This window comes from Rivularia sp. PCC 7116, assembly GCF_000316665.1.
Taxonomy (GTDB): domain Bacteria; phylum Cyanobacteriota; class Cyanobacteriia; order Cyanobacteriales; family Nostocaceae; genus Rivularia.
In genome coordinates this window covers 8,360,428-8,381,844 of the sequence record NC_019678.1, presented here as the reverse complement: position 1 = coordinate 8,381,844, position 21,417 = coordinate 8,360,428, and the positions used below count along the sequence as shown (strand labels likewise).

Below are 21,417 nucleotides of genomic sequence, written 5' to 3'. Positions count from 1 at the left end.
GAGATATAATAACTGTCTAGGTAATAATTGACGCTTTTACTTACGACAACACAATATACCTTCTGAATACCCCCTCTGTCCGGATTTTCATGTAACTTTATAGTCAATCAAATTACATTTTATCCCGAGTTATCTAAAACATCACAATATTCCATTGCTTTTTATTCAGAACACTGATATAATACATTAGCTAACTTGTGAACAAGTTAAATATTTGTTTGGGTGCGTAGCTCAGCTGGATAGAGCAACTGCCTTCTAAGCAGTCGGTCGCAGGTTCGAGTCCTGCCGCACCCGTTTTAAATAAAAAGTTATTAGTCAACAGCGACCAAATAATTATTGTTTGTAGTAAGCAGTTTGCGGCTTTACTGCAAATCTTTAGATATTGTTATTATACCTGATTTGAATAGGGCTGGATGCAACTTTCAGCTAACCAAAATTAGAAGCAAGTTTTAACAGTCAATTTGGGTATGTTAAATAATAAATCTTGTATTGAGTTGCGATAATGCCTGCTAATTTTATCCAGCGCTTGCTTCCTAAATCTGTTTTTGAAAGTTGCTCGCAATCAATAAATAAATCTTCTCTTACACGGAAGATTCTTTTAAATATGGCTTTACGGATAACTATTGTAGTCTTGATTTCTACAATAATTAGCTATTTTCACATAATGTCAAATTTGGAAGTTCAGACAAAGCAACAACTCGACAAATATATTACTCAAAGAGGGGAGCGGGAAAGTTTTATTTTCCAATTATCTCAAGATAATGTAAAACTTTTGAGCGAAAATATTTTACAACAAATTAAGCAACCAATAACAAAAGATTTAAACGCCGAATTTGACCGTATTTATTTTAATTGGAATGATGGAACAATCAGAAATTTTCCTCAAGAACGACCTATAGAGGAATTTGATACAGTTAATTTTCCTAGTTCTTTTGTGGGTAAAAAGATCATAATTGATGATAAGCATAAACAACTTTTACTTACCGCTTATAAAACAGTTAATAGCTATGGTCATGCATGGAATAATCGTTTTGCATACACATATTTTATTACTCCCAATAACTCTTTGGTAGTCTATCGGAAAGAAATGCCTTGGGGTATGCAAGCTAAGCCGGACTTGAACATAAATCAAGAAGAATACTATTACACTGCGGATGCAAAACACAATCGGGAAAGAAAATCAGTTTTGACTGGGTTGTATTATGATGCTACTGCAAATGATTGGATGGTTTCTGCTTTAAATCCAGCTTATGATAGTAAAAATAATCTCATCGGTGTTGCTGGTCAAGATATTGTACTCTCCGATTTAATGAAGAATACTATAAATGATAAATTACCAGGAACTTACAATCTAATTTTTCATAAAGATGGTCGTTTAATCGCGCATCCTCAATATATGAAAGAAATCATGGAAGCGCAGGGAAAATTAAGTATCCAGGAACTAAATAACCAAGCATTGAAACATACTTTTGAAATTATTAAGCAACAAAACAATAATGTTGGTGTGCTTGAAAATATAAAAGATAAGACATATTTAGGGTTCTCTCGTCTTAAAGGTACGGATTGGTATTTTGTTACAGTTTATCCTAAATCACTACTCTCAAATTTTGCTGTTGGAACAATTAAATTTATTTTTATCGCAGCAATTGTATCTTTAATTATTGAAATTGTATTATTATTTTTAGTTTTACATAAAGAAATTGCTACACCTTTAAATGAGTTGATTGCGGTTGCTGATGATATTTCAGCAGGCACATTAGATATAAATCTAGAATTAAACCGAGAAGACGAAATCGGTAGACTTGCCACTTCATTTAATATAATGGCAACTCAGTTAAAGACAACTTTTAGTAGCCTAGAAAATGCCAATATTGAGCTAGAAAATAAAGTCGAAGAACGTACTCAAGAGTTACAAAATACTCTAGTTAGTTTGCGAAATACTCAAGCACAAATGTTACAAGCCGAGAAAATGTCTGCGCTCGGACAAACAGTTGCAGGTGTAGCACATGAAATTAATAATCCGGTTAATTTCATTCATGCAAATATTGAATATGTTCAGACTTATATTAAAAATTTATTAGAATTAGTTGCATTCTATCAAGAATATTATCCTGAAACGCCAGAATTACTACAAGATAAAATAGATGAAATTGATTTAGAATTCATCAAAGAAGATTCCATCAAAATAGTTGCATCTATGAACATAGGCACCGTTAGGATTCGAGAAATTGTGAAATCGCTACGGAGTTTTTCGCGTCTGAATGAAGCGGAATATAAACAAGTTGATATTCACGAAGGAATTGATAATACTTTACTAATTTTACAGCATCGTCTAAAAAATCATTCTACTCAATCTGAGATTAAAGTAAATAAAGATTATGCCCAAATTCCTTTAGTTGAATGTTATGCAGGAAAACTGAATCAAGTTTTCATGAATATCTTGGGGAATGCAATTGATGCATTAAGTACCTTAGAAACATCCGATAAAACTGCGAACATTTCTATTTCAACACTAGTTATAGATGGAAATTGGGTCAGAATTTGTATCGCTGATAACGGTACGGGAATCAAGGAAGAAGTTCGTAAGAATATATTTAACCCATTTTTTACTACTAAACCAGTTGGGAAAGGTACGGGATTAGGCTTATCGATTAGCTATCAAATTATTGTCGAAATTCATCAAGGAAAAATTTTATGCGATTCTGAATTAGGAAAAGGTACTAAATTTATTATTGAGATTCCGATTCGTCAGTGATTGTTTTGCGATGTAGTCTGAATTATTTTTCTAATTAGAATTTGAGAACTTAATGCTTTCAATCATTTTATCAACAACTTTTTTATTTCTTGGATAGTTTTGACTTTTCACCTCATAAGTAACCACAACCAAAGTCTTATCGTTAAAATCTATGAGATATTTATAAGAACGTATTCCTTTGGGTAAAAGTGTCATACCTGTAGATTCAGTTTCTGTAACTACAGCGCGGCGATCGCCTACTGTTGTCTCCTGACGTGAAATTACCCGTAAACCTTGGCTTCGTGCGTTTACAATTCGCTCAAATGGGACTTTCTCCAAGTCAAAGTACACTGCTTCATCAAAATCTTCGCTTCTTTCTCGCAGTTGAATCGAGCGGAAATCAAATACCTGACAATATTTTAGAACATCCCCAGAATTAGTTTGCCATCCTAGGGGGTAACTAACTGTATAACCTATGGCTTTGTTTGTGCAGGTTTGTCCTAAATTAATCGGCACATCATCAGGTTGTTTTTGGACTGAGTTATTGTTAGGTTTAACCACATATTCATTGGCAACACCGGGTAATTGTTTAACTTGACATAAAGCAGCCGCTATTTGTCCTCTTGTAACAGGTTGGGATGGACTAATCAATCTTTTCTTAAACCGAGGCTTAGGGGAAGTAATAAGAATTCCTTGTTGTGTAGCTGCGGCAATAAATCCTCTTGCATACTCTGGAATCCGATTTGAATCATCATAAATAGCATTCAAAATTTGATTTGGGAAAGAAGGAACCGAATAATTTAAACCAGTTGCTAAAGCTACAAACGCTTCGACACGAGTAACTTTTCGAGTGGGATTAAAAACTTGATTGGGATAGCCAGAAAGAAATCGTTTTGTGTAAGCATTATTAATAGCTTCTTTAGCCCAATGAATAGATGAAACGTCGTTAAAAATCATGGCTGGACGTGTTGCCCTAATATAAGGAAAAGCTTTTGTTATCATCGCAGCATATTCGGCGCGGCTAACTACATTATTAGGTCGAAAAATACCGCTTGAATATCCCGATAAAATTCCTTGGGCGCTCAGATTTTGAATGCATTCTTCTGCCCAATGACCGTTTATATCAGAATAAGTTTGAGCGTTAGCAGAATAAGTCATGCTTACAGAAACAATGCTGCTATATATTCCTATTGATAAATAAGATAAAGCCTGTTTTACTCTTTGATAAAAGTTTGTTTTTGACTTATTCATAATAAATACTCGTCGATTTATTTTACACTGATAAATTTGTCATTTAATTTTTTCATCATATATCTAATCCTACATCTAACTATTGAATCAAATCTAAATTATTGGTTCTACCTCCGAAGATAAAAGTTTATATAGTGCAATATAAAAAAAATGAATTATAAATACTGATTGACAGTAGTTCGTAACTTTCCTCTAACCATAACTTATATTTTTATGACCTTTTTGACCTAAATTTTCTTATCTTCAGAAATGTTATTTACGCAACATAAATTCAATTAGCTATAATGAATAATATGCAAAAATATTCATTATTGAATTTTGAGGTGTCTTATGGTTCTACAAACCCGTAAATCATTACCTACAAAACCCGGTTATCTGCTGTTCAATTCCAAAGAAATTCAGCAGAATGTTCTCAACTTCTACAACAGGATGTGGAAGGAGTACGGGGATATTGTACGGTTGCCAATAATGCCAAATTATTCAGCACATTTGCTCGCTCATCCAAGTTATGCAGAACATGTTTTATTTACCCATCAAGAGCTTTACGCAAAACCCGACATGCTAAATAAGCCTTTAAATTTAATGATGGGTGAAAGTATTCTTACCAGTGAAGGAGATTCCTGGCTGAAAGATCGTAGATTAATGCAGCCAGCTTTTCATATGAAGCAGCTAGCAAATTTAGCTGATGTGATGGTTAGCTGTACCGAATCTTTTATAAAAGAATGGGAAAATAAAACCGATGGTGAAGTAATTGATATTGCTGAAGAAACGCTACGCCTGACGTTGAAAATTGCCGGAAATACTTTATTTAGTATAGATATTAGCGATGAAGATAGCATTTTAGGTAAAGCTTTTCGGACTGGATATGAGTTTGTTAATTACAAGATTAATAATTTATGGACGGAACCACTGTGGATGCCAACATTACGAAATCGGCGGTTTATTAGGGCTAAACAAACTTTAGATAATTTAGTTTTAGATATTATCAATTCTCGTCGTCAGAATCCTAGTGAAAGAAACGATCTACTCTCGATGTTGATGTCCGCAAGAGACGAAGAGACGGGAGAAGGGATGAGCGATAGACAACTGCACAATGAAGCAATAACTTTATTAGTTGCAGGACATGAAACTGCTGCATCTAGTTTAGCTTGGACTTGGTATTTATTAGCAGAAAATCCAGATATTGCTGAAAATCTACAGAGTGAATTACGAACAGTTTTGAATGGTAGTAATCTCAGCTTTGAAAAATTGCCCCAACTAGAATATACCCGAAGAATATTTGACGAAACCTTACGTTTATATCCTCCAGCTTGGGGAATGGTAAGAACTCCTAGACAAGATGACGAAATAAATGGCTACCTGATTGCTAAAAATTCTATTGTCACTGTAGGAGCATTTATGATTCATCGTCATCCCGAATTTTGGGAAAATCCCCTCGGATTTAACCCAGATAATTTTTTACCGGAGAAAGTAAATCAAAGACCAAAGTTTGCTTATTTCCCCTTTGGTGGAGGAAAAAGAATTTGTATAGGTCAAAATTTTGCACTCATGGAAGCGACAATTATTATTGCTTTAGTTAGTCAGCGATTTAAGTTAGAGTTATTGCCAAATCAAAATATAGAAATCGATCCAACTTTTACATTACGTCCTAAAAATGGGATTAAAGTAAAAGTCTGGAAACGAAATTAGTCTCAAATGCAAAAACTCGATCCGCAAAAGAGAGAAGCAATCTTGAATGCAGCTAAACAGCGTCTCCGTAAATACGGAATTCAGAAAACAAAAATGCAAGAAATTGCTAAAGATGCAGGTATTGCTGTGGGGACGCTGTATTTATATTTTAAGAATAAGAATGATATTTTAATTGCAAGCATTGAAGCTCAAGCACAACAACATATAGCATATACACAGAAAATTTTAAATTCTTCCAAGTCTCCACAAGAAAAGCTTAAAGCTTATATTATATGTCGCTTCCGTGAATCTCAGGAAACAAGAAATGGCGGTTCTTATGCAGCCGAATTAGCTCGTGCTGTAATTAAATTAAAACCAGATTTATTGAAACAGCAAGAGATTTCGACTCGACAAAATGTCTCAAAAATTTTAGTAGAAGGAATTGTCAATAATATATTCAAAATAGATAATTTAGAGCGCGATACAGAAGTATTTTTACATTCTATTGGTTACTTTTTTCCAGTGGCGACTACAGAGAAATATTTTGAACCAGAAGAAGAAAAGTTAATCATGGTGATTGATTGGTTTATTGAAAAGTGGTTGGATTAGTTTGAGAAAAATTTAAATTTTAAAGACTTGCGGCTAATTTTTGATAAAAACTGGGAACAATAAACTCAAAGCATCATACCGAGCAAACCATTAGAGAGATGAAATCGGGAATCTTTGCAGTTGTCAATATTGCTAACTTAAAACTTTATGTTGGTGAAACACATTATCTCCAGACAAGATGGAAATTGCTGATGATGCTATTTATTAACGGAAAATTTCCTCATTCCCAACTCCAAGCAGCTTGGAATCAAAGTGGAGAGGAGCGTAAGTTTACATTCCACACGGCGAAGGAAATTGCTGAAAATCAGCAAATCATCGGAAAAAAGCAATTTTTTGCCGATGTTGAAATCACAAACCAACCAAAACCCTAAATTTCATGTTTGTGCTATGACTTCAATCAATCTACCGATAAATAATAAATTAAGAAATCGCTTATCCATTATCAAAGGGGATTTAATTACTCAATCTGTGGATGCGATAGTTAATCCTACCAATAACGTTCTTATTGCTGCGGGATTGTGTAGTAATATTCACCGTGCGGCAGGTGAAAATCTCAGAAGGGCTGTTAGTAGTGTTAAATGGTTGGATGTGAGTAAAGCTATTATTACTCCTGGATTTCGTCTGCTATCATCTCATGTAATTCATACCTGTGCCCCTATTTGGCAAAAAGAACGCAGCCAAGAGTCGGGGGAGGAATTACGGGTGTGTTACCGTAACTGCTTGGAAATAGCAGCAGAAAATCAAATTCAGACTTTAGCATTTCCCTGTATTGGAACGAGATTGCGGGGATTTCCTAAAGATTGGGCTGCAAGAATTGCTCTTAAGGAAATTATTTCATATTTGGCAGAGCATCCGTTACCGATGCAGGTAAAAATAGTTTGTTATCAATCGGAAGATTACGAAGAATATCAAGATCAATTGAAACACCCTCAAATAACTCAATTGATGCAAAATTCATTTTCAGCTACTCAGGATAAAATAAGTTATTTACCATCGAACCAAACAGTAAATCCCAAATACCAAAAGATTGCTCAAGAATTATTGACTCAGATAACCGATTCTCCAAAACTAGCTGTAATAGGTAGTACATCATTTTGGGGAGACAGCAGCAAAGCTATTTGCAAGGCTGCGGGACGATATTTAGCAAAAATTGATGATTTAGTAATGCTGACTGGGGGAGTTTCAGGCATACCAGAAGCAGTTTCCCGGAGCTTTTCAACTAATAAAGTATTTCACCTTCAACCCCAGGGTTATCAGCCTTGGGATTATGGTCACAACCTTTATGGTGGTGTCGATTACAGAGAACGCCGAGAAATTTTAGCACGAATAGCTAACGTATATTTACTTATAGAAGGAGGTCCTGGTTCCGAACACGAAGCGCGACGTGCTTTGCAGATGGGTGCAGTTGTGATTCCTGTGGGGAGAAGTGGTGGTTTTGCTGAAGAACTTTATACAGAAATAGACTGTCCCGATTGTATACCAGTGGAGCTATGGGAAAAATTGGGACGACGAGAAGAAAATCCAGAAGAAGTCGGAATTGCGATCGCGCAAATTGTTTTGAAAGTTTTTGAATTTTTGGATGGAAAACAAGGTTTAGCAAAGTCGGCGATATTAAATAGGAGAATACCATCAACCGTTTTAATTGTTGATGATTCAATAACCGTTCGAGAATTATTATCGATGTATTTTAGCAAAGCTGGTTATTACGTCGAAACAGCCAGAGATGGAAAAGAAGCATTAGATAAATTACAACAAGGAATTGAATGTGATGTGATTTGGTGCGATATAGAAATGCCAAGAATGACTGGTTTTGAACTGCGTGAACGATTGAAACAAGATTCTCGGTTGAAAAATATTCCTTTTGCGATCGTGACTTCTAGGGGTGTTGATAGAAAAAGAAATGAATTTAGAAAGAATTTAGATATTCAAGGATATTTTACAAAACCTTATAATGAAGAAAAGGTTTTAGAATGTACGGAAATTTTATTAAATCGGTAAAATTTTAAGTCGTCTCAATTAATTGTGAAATACTCCTAAGTGGTGAGTAGTGAGTAGGTTGGGTTGAAGAACAAAACCCAACACAATCGAGAAAACCAAACAATTCAAATTAAGATTCAATACATAGTTACTAAAAACCATTACTTTGATGTTGGGTTACGGCGCGTGTGTACTTTTCGTGAACTATTAATTCTTCGTGCGCCTTTAACCCAACCTACATGAAATCTTCATAAGCTTAGGCTATGTTCGTAAAACCAAAGTTAAGTTTTGCTTATATGCTATAAATGTATTTTATATCAAGCAAGTATTTACATTTGCTGAGCTTATGCTTAGACTACAGATATAGGTTAAAAGTTAAACACATTTGGATAGAGCAATGTTAAATCTAATCAGACGTACTCCTCAAACCACTTTTACTTCAATTAAGCCTCAAATGCCTTGGTTCGATGGGTTATATCCTATACGTCAGTGGCTGAATAATCTAGAGATTAATAACGTTGCGCTAGCTCATTTTATTTGCCGGATGATTCCTACGCAGTGCCCTTTTGAGCGAGATATTTGTTTCTTTGGACGCACTATTTTACATATTCCACCCTTATGCAAACTTAATCCCCTGTATGAGGAAATAATTGGTTTGCGGTTTAGAGCGCTTTGCTATTTAGCTGATGATTGTGGCGAAGATGTAGGCTGTTATTGCTGAGAAGAGAATCTTTATTTGATGTGTAAATCAACATCGCTAATGAAACAAAGAATTATCAAAATCAAATCTTTTTCTCACTTTTACTTCTTCCACTGTTATCTTGCGGTTGAAAATAGAGAATTACCGGAATATACTTTATTCTAAAATCTTTACCAGAGCCTTCATGTTTATGGGTTGAGAAAAAAGAAAGTTCTCTATTCTCACACGCTTCATAAGTGTAATCGGGCAATTCTTTACTCAATAGATGATTTTTCCACTTCTCAATAATCGCACTAGCATTTTTCTGACGAATGTAAATGAAAATGCCACCATCTCTTTGATTGAAATCACCTGTAGAATATCGAGTAGTTAACTGTAGGAAACCTTCCCATAAGTAATTGTAAGAGCTATGGATTTTGGCTTCTCCAATCCATGTAAAATTACCTTTTTTAACTAAAAGGTCTGCATGACCTCCAAATTTTGAGTCATGGGAGGCATCGTATCCCAAACGACGCAGTTGATCTCTAATATCTATTGTTAATCTATCTTCGCTATCCTTTTGACGCAGTTCAGGATTTTCTTGGATTTGATAGATGATGTCGTCAATATCTTCGTAGAGTAGTTCAATGAATTTATTATAATTAGTAACTAAAAACCTGGATGGAAAGCGACCTAATCCCGGTATGTGTTGCTCTAAATTCTGTAGTTCGCGTAAACTTAAATTTTCAATATCCATTCTTGTTAAGCAAGGTTTTTTACTACAGAACTCGGTTGAAAGTATATAAAAACTTTGTCTTCAAAATTAGTAATTAATTTTCTTGTTTCTGGATGCAGAAGCTGTCCGGTTTCACGAGCTTCAATCATTTCATCATCAGAAATATCAAAATAATTGCCGTCATCTATTAATTCAAATTTTGTTTTAAGTAGATGCGTTCTCTCACCGCATAAATATTGTATTGCGGCTAATAAATCTCGATTATCGTAAGCTTTTCCTACAACTTTTCGCAGACTACCATAGGTAATATGTGTAAGATGTTGCAAATTACTGCGAACTAGATAGTCAAGTATTGCAATACAAATTTCTGACTGAGGCTGTTGCAACCAGTCTTGATGAATTTGTTCTATAATTTGTTGCTTGCTAATTACAATCATTCTAGATAGGTAAATATTTTCTCAACAACAAATTCATAATCATCTAAGCTGCTACAGTTTAGTATACAGACTTCATCAAGATATTGAGTTTGATTGCTCAATATTTGAGCGCGCCCTGGTAATAAAAGTTCTGGTTGGCTATTTATTCCTTGGGAAATCTGAATATTCCATGAAATTGCCAGTCGATAGGAAGTTATATGGTGTACTGCTTTTTTACCTGCATGATGGTAGGTTTCGTTTCTCAAATCTATCGAGCCTTTACGCATTTTTTCAGATTTAGTCGAACCTTCATCGGTAATGAAAGCTAATTCTACGACTTTCCCTTCGTCAGATTCATATAAATTATCTATCAGCGAAAAGAAGTTGATGCTTTGCTGTAATGGTGTTTTTACCAGCGCAATATTTTCGGATAAAGTATTAAATTGTTGTATCGTTTGAAAAAAAGCTTTACTTTTGTCTTCTAAGGATAAGCTACCAGTAATATCAACTCTAATTTCTATTGTATTTCGCTTTTTTGACAGTAAGACTACATCAAAAAATTGCCGGTAATGTTCTTTAATACCAATGATTTTATCATAATCAGCTAAATCTTTTCTAGTCCAATCATTCAATTGTTCGGTATTTATTTGACTTCGCTCGGTAAATAAACGCTTTGTGCAGAAGATTACTGCTAAACCGTCTTCTGTATTTCTAATTTCAACTAGTTTTTGAGTAAAGTCAAGTTCTTTCAGATTGTCATCAGATAGTGGGTAGGGATATGTTTGATGAAATGCTGTATCGGCAGCTTTATATTTTCTAAATGCAGCGATTAATTTATCAATGTTTTTTCTTTCAAGCTGATAAATTTTGAATGCTTTATCATTTACCAATAAGTGATTTTCATAACAATTTTTTAGCCGCTCAATTTTAGCGCTGATATCATTATTGACGCTTTCTTCATCTGTCAACTTCTTAATCGTTTGTTCCCATCCACGTCCAACGGGTAAGTCACATATCTTTAAAATGACTCTCATCGTAGACCATGAAATCCTTTGACTAAAAGCTTCAATTATTTGAGCAGTAAGCATTAATTTATGATTAATAAAAAGGATGAGTATTTGTAATTATTCTTTCTTTAGGTCAATATTAAAAGGTTTTATGTTGAGTTCAATACATTTAAAATCTCACCCTCATCTCCTCTTATAAAAAAAGAAAGGGAATTATTAGAACGTTATGCTGCTGGTGAGAGGGATTTTGTAGAGATTAAATTACCTGATATGAACCTAAGTTCAATTAATTTAAGCGGAGCTAATCTTGACCAAACCCCTTTGGGGTAGGGGTTAGGGGATGGGTTGTGGGAGATGGGGAAGGAACCCGCCCAGTAAATGGATACAAGTCCCTATTTTTAAATATGGACAACAATCAAGATGTATTTTGAGACAAGCAGTGCTAAAAAATACTTTGCCATTGCTAGAAACCCTTAATTTTAATTATGGGGTTCCCTAACCCCTAATCCCTAATCCCCAAGCCCTTTCATAGAGCTTTCTATGAAGGCGACTTTTGAAGTCACAAGTATAGATAAAAGTTAAATTTTATTTTTATAGCAAAATACTGATGTTGGGTTACGGCGCTTTTTTACTTTTGGTAAATTATTAAATCATCATGCGCCTTTAACCCAACCTACAACTAATTTTTGTTACTACTTTGATTTTTCCTAACTGAGAGCTTTGCATTTGTTCCTCTCCATAGAATTGTGAGGAAAATCGAAGCAATAAGTAAGGCTGGTATTAACGCAACTGAGGCTAACCAAGATCCAGAAACTAGTGAGGCGATCGCCGGAATTAAAATAGCAAAAGCGAAACCTCCAAAAATCATCCAGCCTGTCATCATCACCCACCAAGGAATTCTTCCTCCTGATAATCCTCTGTAAGCTCTACCACGTAGTTCTATTTCACTCATCGGCTCGTAACCTGATGGTATTCTCTCTTGATAAGGAGTTTCGACTTGGGAAGGAACTTCGTAAACAATCGGTGGACTTTCAAATCCTTCATCGGGAAGAAATTTCTTAAATTCATCATGCTCGCTCATTAGTGCTACTCCTAAATTCATTGATGTTATAGAGAATTGATGCTATTTACATTTAATATCTACATTTATACGTAAATATTTTTCGTACATTATCTTATATTCTCTGGTCAATTAAAATAGAAGAGCAATTTAATTCTTAGCAAACCTGAAATATTCTTCATTCCCTTTAAAAATTCAAGTAATATTTAAGAATTAATCTCTTCCAAAGCAGCTTTAACCTTTTCTACCGCATATTTTGGTAAAGTAATATATCCCCCAATTTTTCAACAAACTTTTCACCTGAGCATGGTTTGGAGTTGGGGAGAGTGGGAATAAAAAGTTATATTACTATATTACACCTTTGAAATTTTATCTTTGAGCTAATAATTATTCAGAGCAAAGTTTTTCACCTATTTTCTCTATACAAGCTGCTTTTTCTTCTGCTTTCAAGTCTTTGTATTCGACATCTCGGCGTAAAACTATGCCGTTATGACCTGTTAAAAACCTAGGTAGTTGTTTATATTCAATGAGTTCTAAGGTTTTCATGTCATAGGTGGTATAGGTGGTTAATTCTGGAGAATTAAAGTTAATATCAACCACCGTAATTGCTTTTGCTGAACGGGCTTCTGTTCCAATTAATGGACGTGGTCCCGAACCCATAAGCCCCATATGAAGTAGCTGTAATTTACCGCGATGACCGGGATAATATGCGTGTTGATGACCGCTGATATAGGTATGAACGTTGTATTTTTCTAGCATTTCTCGCAATTCATCAGCATCTGCCATTACAGCGCCAAATTTGTTACGCCCTTCTGCAACTGCATATAAAGGTAAATGACTTAATAGAATCCGCATTTTGGCTTGTTGCGCTTCGGGAGAAGCTAATGCTTTTTCTACCCAAGCTAGTTTATCGGGGGGAATTCTATGGGTTGAACCATCCCAAGCCATGAAGAAGATATCTTTATGTTTGAAGGTGTAGAAAAATGGGAATTGGCTTTTGTCGATGAATTCAACTCCGGGGTTATGTTGGGGATTTTTCCAGTATTCGGAAGCTAAATCTCTTTCTTCTTGAAATTTAAACTCTCCTTCTTCTCCTTTAGCACCAGAAGCGTCATGATTGCCGATGGTGAAGCCGAAAGGTATGTTTGCTTGACGTAAAGGTGCTGCTACATGTTCGTCAAAAGCTGCCCACATTGCTTTAATTTGCGCTTCTGTCAGCGACGTTTTTTGTCCGGCTACCATATCACCGCTACAAACTACCATATCTGGTTCCCAAAAAGGCAATAAATTTATTCCTTTATCTACCTCTGGGTCGTAGTCGGTGGAACCATAAGCTGAATTCAAATCGCTGATAGCGACTAAACGCACGTCTCCACGAGGCGGATAAAATAAATCACCAGCACTTTTAACAATTTCTTGTGTCTGCGGAGGTAAACTTGATATCTCTGGCTTATTTGTTTGTTGTGTAGTTGGTATTTGAGTCGATTGCCGATCTAGGTTTGCACAAGCAAAGCAGAAGATAGTTAGGGCGAACCCTAAAATTACAAATAAAGAAAATCGCCGCCAATGCATTTTTTTTGCTCCCAGTCAACTACACCGTAAATATAGCGGATTGTTGCGTGATTTATTTTTATACCAGGATACAAATTTGAATGGGTAATTGGTAATAGGAGAATATATATTATTAACTATTAACCCTGTCCCCTCTTAATCTCTTTCCTTTGTTTTCTCTGCGTCTCTGCGGTTTTTTATCTAAATATCTTTCTCTACTGACGTTTATTTAAGCGTTCGTGTTCGGAATAATTCGTAGCGTTTTTGTAGCTTGGGTTGCACTGCGTTTAGCCCAACCTAAGAGGATTTAATAATGATTAATTATCTTCTTGCATAAGCCCTGTTAAACTTACAAATGTTATATAGATTACCAAGTATTTGATTGTTTGTAGTTATATCTAAATATTTTTGACGATTTTTGTTTCTTATTTTGAATTAAAAGAGTATTGTTTGGAGGTAATCATAAGTAAGTATGAATAGATGAAAAAAGTCTTCGGTGTGTTACCGTTTACATCTTTTATTGTAAGTGTTATTTTATTCAATTTATCCCCTGTTTTTGCTCAAGTAAATTCGGTTGATGATTCAACAGATTTTCAAATCAGTTTCGATTTATCTGACGAGAAAGATGTTTTTCGCAGCATTAATAAACAGCAAGCTCATCCCACTAAGGATGTAGATAATCTTAATCAAAAATATAGCCAAAGGCAGATTTATTTAAATAAAGTTACTGATGTCAATCAATTACAAGATATTAGTCCCGAGCATTGGGCTTATGGAGCATTACTGAGCTTAATCGAAAAGTACGACTGTGTAAGTGTTTCGGGAAACGAGTTTAATGGCGATCGCTCCGTAACTCGTTATGAGTTTGCATTTGCTTTTAATACTTGTCTTACGACTATCGAAGCTTTGATTAATGATTCAAGTAATTTACAGAGTTTAGAAGATTTAACGGTTTTAGATAGGCTGCAAAGAGAGTTTGTTGCTGAATTACGAGAGGTAAGGAATAGAGTTGATAATTTAGAATCACAAGTTAGCTCTATTGAAAAAAATCAATTTAGCACTACTGCAACTTTAAATGGAACGGTAGATTTTTATCTAATTAGTGCTTTTGGTGATGTAAGAGCAGCAGCACCGGGAGAAAATCAAAGAGAAAGTTTGGATAGCAATTTAAGTTTTTCATCGCGGGCAGTGCTTGATTTTGATACTAGTTTTACTGGTAAAGATTTATTGCGAACTAGTATACAAGCAGGAAACGTCAGCAGCTTTGATAGAAGTGCTGTTGGTACGGATATGATTAGCTTAATTGGAGCTACAAATACTGATAATCAATTTGATTTAGCCTCACTTTATTACGAATCTCCTATTGGTAACGATCGCGGTACAATTGTTGTTGCGCCAATTGCAGGCTTTCCTACTCGTATTTTCCCTTCACTCAATCCCGTTTCTTCAATTTCTACTTTCGGTAGCGAGAATCCTATTTACGCTTTTGCCTTTGGTACGGGTGGGGTAGTTTACTACAAATTTACCGATGAGCTTGCTGGTGGTATAAGTTACTTCACTACTTCCGGCTCGGATGCAGATGAAGGATTATTTGGCGAGCAATTCAGTTCGCTGTCTCAGTTAACTTATACGCCTTCAGATAAAATAGCTGTTGCCGTAACTTACGGGCGTTATTACGCACCGCAGCCGGATTCGAGCATTAATGTAACTGGAGGAAAGGGAAGTCGATTTGCTCAATTACCTTTTGGAGATTCAGCGACTTCTACTAATGGTTTTGGTTTGCAGTTTACTTATAAGTTAAGCAAAAAATTTACTTTAGGAGGTTGGGGAAGCTATTTAAGTGCGAATGCAGAAGCTTCACCAAATGTTAATAGCGTAAATGCTTCTCAAGGTGCAGATGCTGATATTTGGAGTTGGGCTGTAACGGCAGCTTTAAAGGATTTAGGTAAACCGGGAAGTCAATTAAATTTTGTTTTTGGGATGCCTCCAAAAGTAACAAATAATGATATTTTAGAACGCGAAGATAAGGATACTTCTTTACATTTTGAATTATCTTATAACTATCCTGTTAATGACAGTATTTCTATCACTCCCGGAGTTGTCATGATTACCAATCCCGAACATAATGCAGACAACGATACTATTTGGGTTGGGTTAATGAAAACTACTTTTAAATTTTAGTTAGGAATTAGGAGTTAGGAGTTATAAAAAACATATGTAGTCGCAGCATCTTGCTCCCTAGCAGCCCAATTATTAATTACCCACTACCAATTACCAATTACCAATTATTCAGGTAACAATAAAAGAGTTGACTCAGCGTTCTCATTAATTTTCTCATCTCCCCAAAGCATGGAATGATATTGAATATTCCGCCACGGCTCAATCATATCGGTGTAATGACGATTAAATGCGTGTCCCGATTGCCCGGTGCTGTGAATTGTTTGGGAGCTACCGAATTTGGCTAAATCAACAATCATCCGCATTGAAGGAATATGCGTTACTTCAAAGGATGATTGATTGGCTTTCCAGCGATTGGCATTAACGGTTTCTCCATTACCAGATGTTGGGTATGTACCTCGGTTGAAGAGTTTTTCAATCGCAGCGACACCAGATTTACCTAAAGTTGGGTTGCGAAAGTTGATTTTATGCAGCTTTCCCCAAGTCCACTTTTCGGGATTTTTAGTAAAAGTAGTTTCAAGTTGATCGACTGCTTTTGTTAAAGCAAGCTTGAAGATTTCATCCCGATTTTCAACTTTTGGAGTATTACGATTATCCCACCATAAATTATCGGGTTGTGTAACTAAATTTCTGATGACGGCGTACCATCTATCGCTACCATCAGGATGATAATCTTCAGGTAGTTCGTCGTGGAATGTTAGGGTTAATAATTTTTTCCAGAATGTTTGGAAAATAGCCGATGCAGGTGATTCAATATTGAGTTGAAAATCCCAATTTAATAATAGTTGACGGGCATTTTCAATCCGGGAATCATTAAAATTAATTGACTCGAATATTGGTACCAAATATCTTGCATTTAGATCGAGGGTATCACCTTGTATTAACTCTATATCAGTCAAAGTTAATGGTTGATTTGCGCCCTTAATCATTTCTTCAATGCGTTTTGCACGATAACCGTGAACCCAATCCTTAGTAATTACGTAGGGATAATTATCGTCAACTACGGCATTATTAGCTGTAACAATATATCCCTTCTCTGGATTCAAGCTGTGGGGTAATTCTTCAAAATCAATATAGCCTTGCCACTCATATTCATTATTCCATCCCGGCACCGGATAGCGCCCATCTCCTTTTTCGCGGATGGGAGTTCTTCCGGGCATTTGGTAGCCAATATTTCCATCAACGTCCGCATATACTAAATTCTGGGCTGCAATATCAAATTTGCTGGCAGCAGTGCGAAATTCCTGCCAATTTTGAGCGCGATTTATTTCTTGAATGGCACTAATTAATTGTGAAGGCTCTAAAGTAGTCCAGCGTAGGGAGACAGCGTAATTTTTTGGAGTTTCGACTAATGAGCTTCGATCAAATTCTTGTAATTTAGGCAGAACATCAGAAAGAATCGGACCATGTTGAGTATAGCGGACAATTTGATTTACCGATTCTTGGGAAGCAACTTGAATTTCTGATTCCACAAGCTGCATATCAACCCATTTACCATCGAGTTCGTATTGATTGGGGTTTTCGGGATTAATTTTTTCGACGTACAAGTCCATCGTGTCGGACATTACGTTAGTTACACCCCAGGCAATACGGTTATTATGACCGACAATTACCCCCGGTACTCCCGCAAAGGTGAAACCGGTAACGTTATAGGGACAATTGTTGTTGATTGAGTTGCAGTGCAAACCTGTTTCATACCAAATTGAAGGCATTTGTACGGCTAAATGTGGGTCGTCAGCTATAATCGGTTTGCCCGTACTTGTACGTTTACCGGAAATAGTCCAACTGTTAGAACCGACATTTTTTCCCGTTGTACCGAGAATTTCCTCCATCTCGCTGATGTTACTAGCAATAGATTTTAATGAAGGGGTAATATCTTTTAAAGTAGATAAATTTAAATTTAAACTTATATCTTCTGTTTTTCTGTCTGCTTTTTTAGCTAACTTAAATTTAGGTAAAATAACCGGGAAATCATCTGGATAAAGTGGGAACAGTTCGTCTACTCGTTGTTTGGGAAAAGATTTTAAAAGAATAGTCCGTTCAATTTCATCACCAAGATTTGTACTCAAATCGTAAGCCATGACTTTACCCCACAAAATGGAGTGTATTGGCTGCCAAGGTTCCGGAAGATACTCGCGATTCAGAAGTTTTAATACGGCATATTCCAAACTTAAAGCACTACCTTGATGATTCCCTAAATAAGCATTAACACCTTCTGCGTAAGCTTGTAAATTTGCCTTTGTAGAAACATCTAAGATTTCAAATTCTTGTTCTGCTAACTTTTTCCATCCCATAGTTCGCAGAAACTTATCTTTATCTAACTGCGACTCGCCAAACATTTCCGATAATCTTCCAGCACCGATATGCCGCCAAAAATCCATTTGCCAAAAGCGATCTTGAGCGTGGACGTAACCTTGTGCTAAAAACAGATCGTGGGATGAATTAGCATAAATTTGGGGAATTCCCCATTCATCTCGGATAACTTTTACTTGATTCTCCAGCCCCGGAATCGTAATAATGCCACTTTCTTGAGGAAAAGATTTTCTCAAGGTATAAGCCGTCAACCCCATTAAGGTGAAAGCTAATACCACAAATAATATTCCAATGCTCTTGAATACCGCTCCCAGCCTGCCTTTCTTTAAATTATCCATCTATTCCCCAGTGGCAAAATTACGGTTAAACAAGCGACATTATATAGCGAATGTGGGTGTTTTATTTTCCTTTAGTAGTGAATACCGTGGTAAACATCATTAACATTCCCCCGATGAGAATTAATAGTGCGATTCCTGCTGTAACTAAATCTAGTATGTTGGTATTTTCCATGATTGCTTTTTTGGTGATGTTTGATTTTTGATGATTACTTGAATAGTTTATGGTTAGGAGCAATACAAAGAAACCTGGTTTTTATCAAAATTATTGTTTTATTGGTTTTTGTTGAATACCGCCAAACTATTACCATTGATGCGATAATATTGATTCTGCATCAATTTCAGCTTTTATCTCATGTCCCAAATCATCTGGATGGCTAGACATGCCAATCGTCTTGACTTTGTAAATCCTGACTGGTTTTTAACAGCCGAAAGACGTTACGATCCACCGCTATCAGATGATGGTATGGTACAGGCACAGCAATTAGCTAACCGTCTGAAAACAGAAGAAATTCACCATATTTTTGCTTCCCCATTTTTACGTACTGTACAAACAGCAGCAGCAGTTGCATCGGTTCTCGATTTACCGATAAAGTTAGAAACCGGACTAAGTGAATGGTTAAATCCCGATTGGATGACTCAAGAGCCAGAAAGACATTCAATTCAAGAATTAAAGGCACTATATCCTTATATTGATGTTGGCTACACTCCGCGAATAGCAGTCAATTATCCCGAAACTCGTCAAAAAATGCGTCAGCGCTCGGCACAAACTGCTAGATGCTTGGCAAGAGAATATTCTCCAGAAAATATTTTATTAGTTGCTCACGGTGCATCGGTATTAGGAGCCGCGATGGGGTTTGTAGGTGATTTAGCTATTCAAGAAGTTAAAGCTTCCTTATGTAGCTTAGTAAAAATTGTCCGTCAAGAACCAAAATGGTTATTAGAACTTGCAGGAGATACTTCTCATTTGACAGAAGTTGAAGAAGTGGTGAGGTTTAATTAATAGTTGTTAGTTGTTAGTGGTTAGTTGTTAGTGGTAAAAGTTAGGAGTTACTCGTTTTCTCGTTACAAGGCTCCGACTTGTAATGTATTTGGGGAGGCTCTGCCTCCTGTATGAGTGCGAGGCAGAGCCTGTTGATATAGTTTCCCAGGCGGAGACTGGCAACCAGTAAACTAACTACTAATTACTAACAACTATCAACTAACTACTAACAACTAACAACTAACCATGACATTATTATTAGCGGGAGATATCGGCGGTACGAAAACTATTTTGCGCTTGGTTGAAGCGTCAGAAAAACCTGTATTGCGTACCTTGTATGAAGAACGTTATCCCAGTAAAGATTTTCCCGATTTAGTTCCGATAGTAAAGCAGTTTTTGACGGCAGCAAATACGACGGATATACCTCAAAAAGCTTGTTTTGCGATCGCAGGTCCTGTAGTAAATAATACTGCTAAGTTGACTAATTTGGCTTGGTTTCTTGATAGCTCGCGTTTGGAAGAACAATTAGGTATTGCTAGTGTTTCTTTAATCAACGATTTTGCTGCCGTTGGTTTTGGTATTTTGGGTTTGAAAAAAGAAGATGTACTAACCTTACAAGCAGGGAAACCAAATCTTGAGGCTCCAATTGGTATCCTGGGAGCAGGTACTGGTTTGGGACAGGGATTTTTAATCAAAACCGGAGATATGTATCAGATATTTCCTTCAGAAGGCGGACATTCCGACTTCGCACCTCGTACCGAATTGGAATTTCAACTTTTGAAATATCTGCTTGATAAACACGATATTCAAAGAGTATCGGTAGAGCGGGTAGTTTCCGGTATGGGAATAGTATCTATTTATGAATTTTTGCGAGATCGAAAAATGGCTCCCGAATCGCCAGAAATTGCTCAAGTCGTCACAACCTGGGAGCGAGAAGCGGGTCAAGAAAAGAGCGTAGATCCAGGCGCAGCAATCGGTACGGCTGCTGTAAACAAAAGCGATCGCCTTTCCGAGCAGACGATGCAGTTATTTGTTGATGCATACGGAGCAGAAGCCGGTAATTTAGCGTTAAAACTATTACCCTACGGTGGTTTATATATTGGTGGAGGAATCGCACCCAAAATACTTCCTTTGATTCAAAACGGTAACTTTCTATTGAATTTCAGTAGTAAAGGTAGAATGCGAAGCATTTTACAAGACATACCCGTACATATAATTCTTAACTCCCAAGTTGGTTTAATAGGTGCTGCTATTAGTGCTTCTAGGTTATAACAGAAGCTCACAGAATAAGTAATATCAGCATCTTCTTAAGCAACAACTATGACAAAAAAAGCTTTATTACCCCTAATCGCCGCCGGTTTGGTATTTAGCAGCTTTGCAGCAGCAGAAGTTAACCAACAACAAACAGCTACAGCGCAAGCAGCCAAGAAGTCAAAATGGAAAGTATTCAATTCCCCTGATGGTAGCTTCAAGGTATTGATGCCGGGAATGCCCAAATCCATGAGTGAAACTAAGAAAACCTTCATGGGAGAAATTAACTTAAACATATTTCTGGCAAAACCCCCTAAGCAGCAAGTAGCATACGTTGTCGCTTACAACGACTTTCCCCATAGTTACGGCAAGCTCGCAAATCCCCAAGTGGTGCTGAACAATGCACGAGATATGGCGTTAAAAACTACGAAATCCACATTAATAAGTCAAAAAGATATTCGTAGTTACAATAATCAGCCTGGTAAAGAATTTCAATACGTTAACTCAGCCGGAAAAATTACTAGAAACCGGATGTTTTTCGCCGAGGGACGTTTGTACCAAGCAATGGTAATCACCACCAAAGAACAGGAAAAGCACCTTGGTAAAAGTATTCGGGGGTATTTGAACTCTTTTCAAGTGGTTTTGAGAAGATAGGGCATGGGGCATTGGG

Annotated in this window: 17 protein-coding genes and 1 tRNA gene; 11 read left to right on the top strand and 7 right to left on the bottom strand. The window is 36.3% G+C overall.

Annotated elements, in window-relative coordinates; all coding sequences use genetic code 11:
• Positions 1–220: 220 nt before the first annotated feature.
• Together RIV7116_RS32065 and RIV7116_RS32060 are read left to right on the top strand one after the other, a co-directional pair.
• Positions 221–294, top strand: a tRNA-Arg gene (locus RIV7116_RS32065).
• Positions 295–664: 370 nt separating this feature from the next.
• Positions 665–2,755, top strand: coding sequence for an ATP-binding protein (locus RIV7116_RS32060; RefSeq protein ID WP_198287565.1), 2,091 nt, complete (start codon positions 665–667; stop codon positions 2,753–2,755).
• Positions 2,756–2,785: 30 nt separating this feature from the next.
• On the opposite strand, the gene RIV7116_RS34370 is transcribed toward RIV7116_RS32060, so the two are convergent.
• Positions 2,786–3,985: an S-layer homology domain-containing protein gene (locus RIV7116_RS34370; protein WP_015122507.1), complete on the bottom strand. Its 1,200-nt coding sequence runs from the start codon at positions 3,983–3,985 to the stop codon at positions 2,786–2,788.
• 330 nt (positions 3,986–4,315) lie between these two features.
• Here RIV7116_RS34370 and RIV7116_RS32050 point away from each other — a divergent pair, with 330 nt between their 5' ends.
• From RIV7116_RS32050 to RIV7116_RS32030, 5 genes are all read left to right on the top strand, one after another.
• On the top strand, positions 4,316–5,674 hold the full coding sequence (locus tag RIV7116_RS32050; RefSeq protein ID WP_015122506.1) for a cytochrome P450: 1,359 nt from the start codon (positions 4,316–4,318) through the stop codon (positions 5,672–5,674).
• A gap of 6 nt (positions 5,675–5,680) precedes the next feature.
• Entirely contained in the window at positions 5,681–6,262 is a 582-nt protein-coding gene (locus tag RIV7116_RS32045) for a TetR/AcrR family transcriptional regulator (protein WP_015122505.1), read from the top strand.
• A 98-nt stretch (positions 6,263–6,360) separates the two neighbouring features.
• Positions 6,361–6,633 (top strand): hypothetical protein, encoded by a 273-nt coding sequence (locus tag RIV7116_RS32040; protein ID WP_044291309.1) that lies wholly within the window; start codon positions 6,361–6,363, stop codon positions 6,631–6,633.
• Between the two features lie 16 nt (positions 6,634–6,649).
• A complete protein-coding gene (locus tag RIV7116_RS34365; protein ID WP_198287564.1) occupies positions 6,650–8,260 on the top strand; it encodes a macro domain-containing protein in 1,611 nt (536 codons plus the stop codon).
• A gap of 376 nt (positions 8,261–8,636) precedes the next feature.
• Positions 8,637–8,960 (top strand): Mo-dependent nitrogenase C-terminal domain-containing protein, encoded by a 324-nt coding sequence (locus tag RIV7116_RS32030; RefSeq protein WP_015122503.1) that lies wholly within the window; start codon positions 8,637–8,639, stop codon positions 8,958–8,960.
• Between the two features lie 61 nt (positions 8,961–9,021).
• Here the strand turns inward: RIV7116_RS32030 and RIV7116_RS32025 are convergent, their stop codons facing one another.
• The 5 genes from RIV7116_RS32025 to RIV7116_RS32005 form a co-directional block, all read right to left on the bottom strand.
• A complete protein-coding gene (locus RIV7116_RS32025) occupies positions 9,022–9,675 on the bottom strand; it encodes a hypothetical protein (protein ID WP_015122502.1) in 654 nt (217 codons plus the stop codon).
• A 5-nt stretch (positions 9,676–9,680) separates the two neighbouring features.
• Positions 9,681–10,091 (bottom strand): hypothetical protein, encoded by a 411-nt coding sequence (locus RIV7116_RS32020; RefSeq protein ID WP_015122501.1) that lies wholly within the window; start codon positions 10,089–10,091, stop codon positions 9,681–9,683.
• On the bottom strand, positions 10,088–11,158 hold the full coding sequence (locus RIV7116_RS32015) for a hypothetical protein (RefSeq protein WP_015122500.1): 1,071 nt from the start codon (positions 11,156–11,158) through the stop codon (positions 10,088–10,090). The genes RIV7116_RS32020 and RIV7116_RS32015 overlap by 4 nt, the downstream gene beginning before the upstream one ends.
• A gap of 598 nt (positions 11,159–11,756) precedes the next feature.
• On the bottom strand, positions 11,757–12,158 hold the full coding sequence (locus RIV7116_RS32010; RefSeq protein ID WP_015122499.1) for a hypothetical protein: 402 nt from the start codon (positions 12,156–12,158) through the stop codon (positions 11,757–11,759).
• A 366-nt stretch (positions 12,159–12,524) separates the two neighbouring features.
• Positions 12,525–13,709: a metallophosphoesterase gene (locus RIV7116_RS32005; RefSeq protein WP_015122498.1), complete on the bottom strand. Its 1,185-nt coding sequence runs from the start codon at positions 13,707–13,709 to the stop codon at positions 12,525–12,527.
• Between the two features lie 459 nt (positions 13,710–14,168).
• On the opposite strand from RIV7116_RS32005, the gene RIV7116_RS32000 reads away from it, so the two are divergent.
• Positions 14,169–15,869, top strand: a complete 1,701-nt coding sequence (locus RIV7116_RS32000; RefSeq protein WP_015122497.1) for an iron uptake porin — start codon at positions 14,169–14,171, stop codon at positions 15,867–15,869.
• A 104-nt stretch (positions 15,870–15,973) separates the two neighbouring features.
• Here RIV7116_RS32000 and RIV7116_RS31995 read toward each other — a convergent pair whose 3' ends face one another.
• Positions 15,974–18,517 (bottom strand): penicillin acylase family protein, encoded by a 2,544-nt coding sequence (locus RIV7116_RS31995; RefSeq protein WP_015122496.1) that lies wholly within the window; start codon positions 18,515–18,517, stop codon positions 15,974–15,976.
• Between the two features lie 352 nt (positions 18,518–18,869).
• On the opposite strand from RIV7116_RS31995, the gene RIV7116_RS31990 reads away from it, so the two are divergent.
• From RIV7116_RS31990 to RIV7116_RS31980, 3 genes are all read left to right on the top strand, one after another.
• The gene (locus tag RIV7116_RS31990; RefSeq protein ID WP_015122494.1) at positions 18,870–19,517 is read left to right on the top strand and encodes a histidine phosphatase family protein; all 648 of its coding nucleotides are present in this window, start codon (positions 18,870–18,872) and stop codon (positions 19,515–19,517) included.
• Positions 19,518–19,742: 225 nt separating this feature from the next.
• The gene (locus tag RIV7116_RS31985; RefSeq protein ID WP_015122493.1) at positions 19,743–20,768 is read left to right on the top strand and encodes a glucokinase; all 1,026 of its coding nucleotides are present in this window, start codon (positions 19,743–19,745) and stop codon (positions 20,766–20,768) included.
• Between the two features lie 48 nt (positions 20,769–20,816).
• Positions 20,817–21,401, top strand: a complete 585-nt coding sequence (locus tag RIV7116_RS31980) for a hypothetical protein (RefSeq protein WP_015122492.1) — start codon at positions 20,817–20,819, stop codon at positions 21,399–21,401.
• Positions 21,402–21,417: the final 16 nt, after the last annotated feature.

Excerpts from the sequence above, each read along its gene's own strand:
- RIV7116_RS32060 (WP_198287565.1), top strand. The coding sequence starts at position 665 with ATGTCAAATTTGGAAGTTCAGACAAAGCAACAACTCGACAAATATATT.
- RIV7116_RS34370 (WP_015122507.1), bottom strand. The coding sequence starts at position 3,985 with ATGAATAAGTCAAAAACAAACTTTTATCAAAGAGTAAAACAGGCTTTA.
- RIV7116_RS32050 (WP_015122506.1), top strand. The coding sequence starts at position 4,316 with ATGGTTCTACAAACCCGTAAATCATTACCTACAAAACCCGGTTATCTG.
- RIV7116_RS32045 (WP_015122505.1), top strand. The coding sequence starts at position 5,681 with ATGCAAAAACTCGATCCGCAAAAGAGAGAAGCAATCTTGAATGCAGCT.
- RIV7116_RS32040 (WP_044291309.1), top strand. The coding sequence starts at position 6,361 with ATGAAATCGGGAATCTTTGCAGTTGTCAATATTGCTAACTTAAAACTT.
- RIV7116_RS34365 (WP_198287564.1), top strand. The coding sequence starts at position 6,650 with ATGACTTCAATCAATCTACCGATAAATAATAAATTAAGAAATCGCTTA.
- RIV7116_RS32030 (WP_015122503.1), top strand. The coding sequence starts at position 8,637 with ATGTTAAATCTAATCAGACGTACTCCTCAAACCACTTTTACTTCAATT.
- RIV7116_RS32025 (WP_015122502.1), bottom strand. The coding sequence starts at position 9,675 with ATGGATATTGAAAATTTAAGTTTACGCGAACTACAGAATTTAGAGCAA.
- RIV7116_RS32020 (WP_015122501.1), bottom strand. The coding sequence starts at position 10,091 with ATGATTGTAATTAGCAAGCAACAAATTATAGAACAAATTCATCAAGAC.
- RIV7116_RS32015 (WP_015122500.1), bottom strand. The coding sequence starts at position 11,158 with ATGCTTACTGCTCAAATAATTGAAGCTTTTAGTCAAAGGATTTCATGG.
- RIV7116_RS32010 (WP_015122499.1), bottom strand. The coding sequence starts at position 12,158 with ATGAGCGAGCATGATGAATTTAAGAAATTTCTTCCCGATGAAGGATTT.
- RIV7116_RS32005 (WP_015122498.1), bottom strand. The coding sequence starts at position 13,709 with ATGCATTGGCGGCGATTTTCTTTATTTGTAATTTTAGGGTTCGCCCTA.
- RIV7116_RS32000 (WP_015122497.1), top strand. The coding sequence starts at position 14,169 with ATGAAAAAAGTCTTCGGTGTGTTACCGTTTACATCTTTTATTGTAAGT.
- RIV7116_RS31995 (WP_015122496.1), bottom strand. The coding sequence starts at position 18,517 with ATGGATAATTTAAAGAAAGGCAGGCTGGGAGCGGTATTCAAGAGCATT.
- RIV7116_RS31990 (WP_015122494.1), top strand. The coding sequence starts at position 18,870 with ATGTCCCAAATCATCTGGATGGCTAGACATGCCAATCGTCTTGACTTT.
- RIV7116_RS31985 (WP_015122493.1), top strand. The coding sequence starts at position 19,743 with ATGACATTATTATTAGCGGGAGATATCGGCGGTACGAAAACTATTTTG.
- RIV7116_RS31980 (WP_015122492.1), top strand. The coding sequence starts at position 20,817 with ATGACAAAAAAAGCTTTATTACCCCTAATCGCCGCCGGTTTGGTATTT.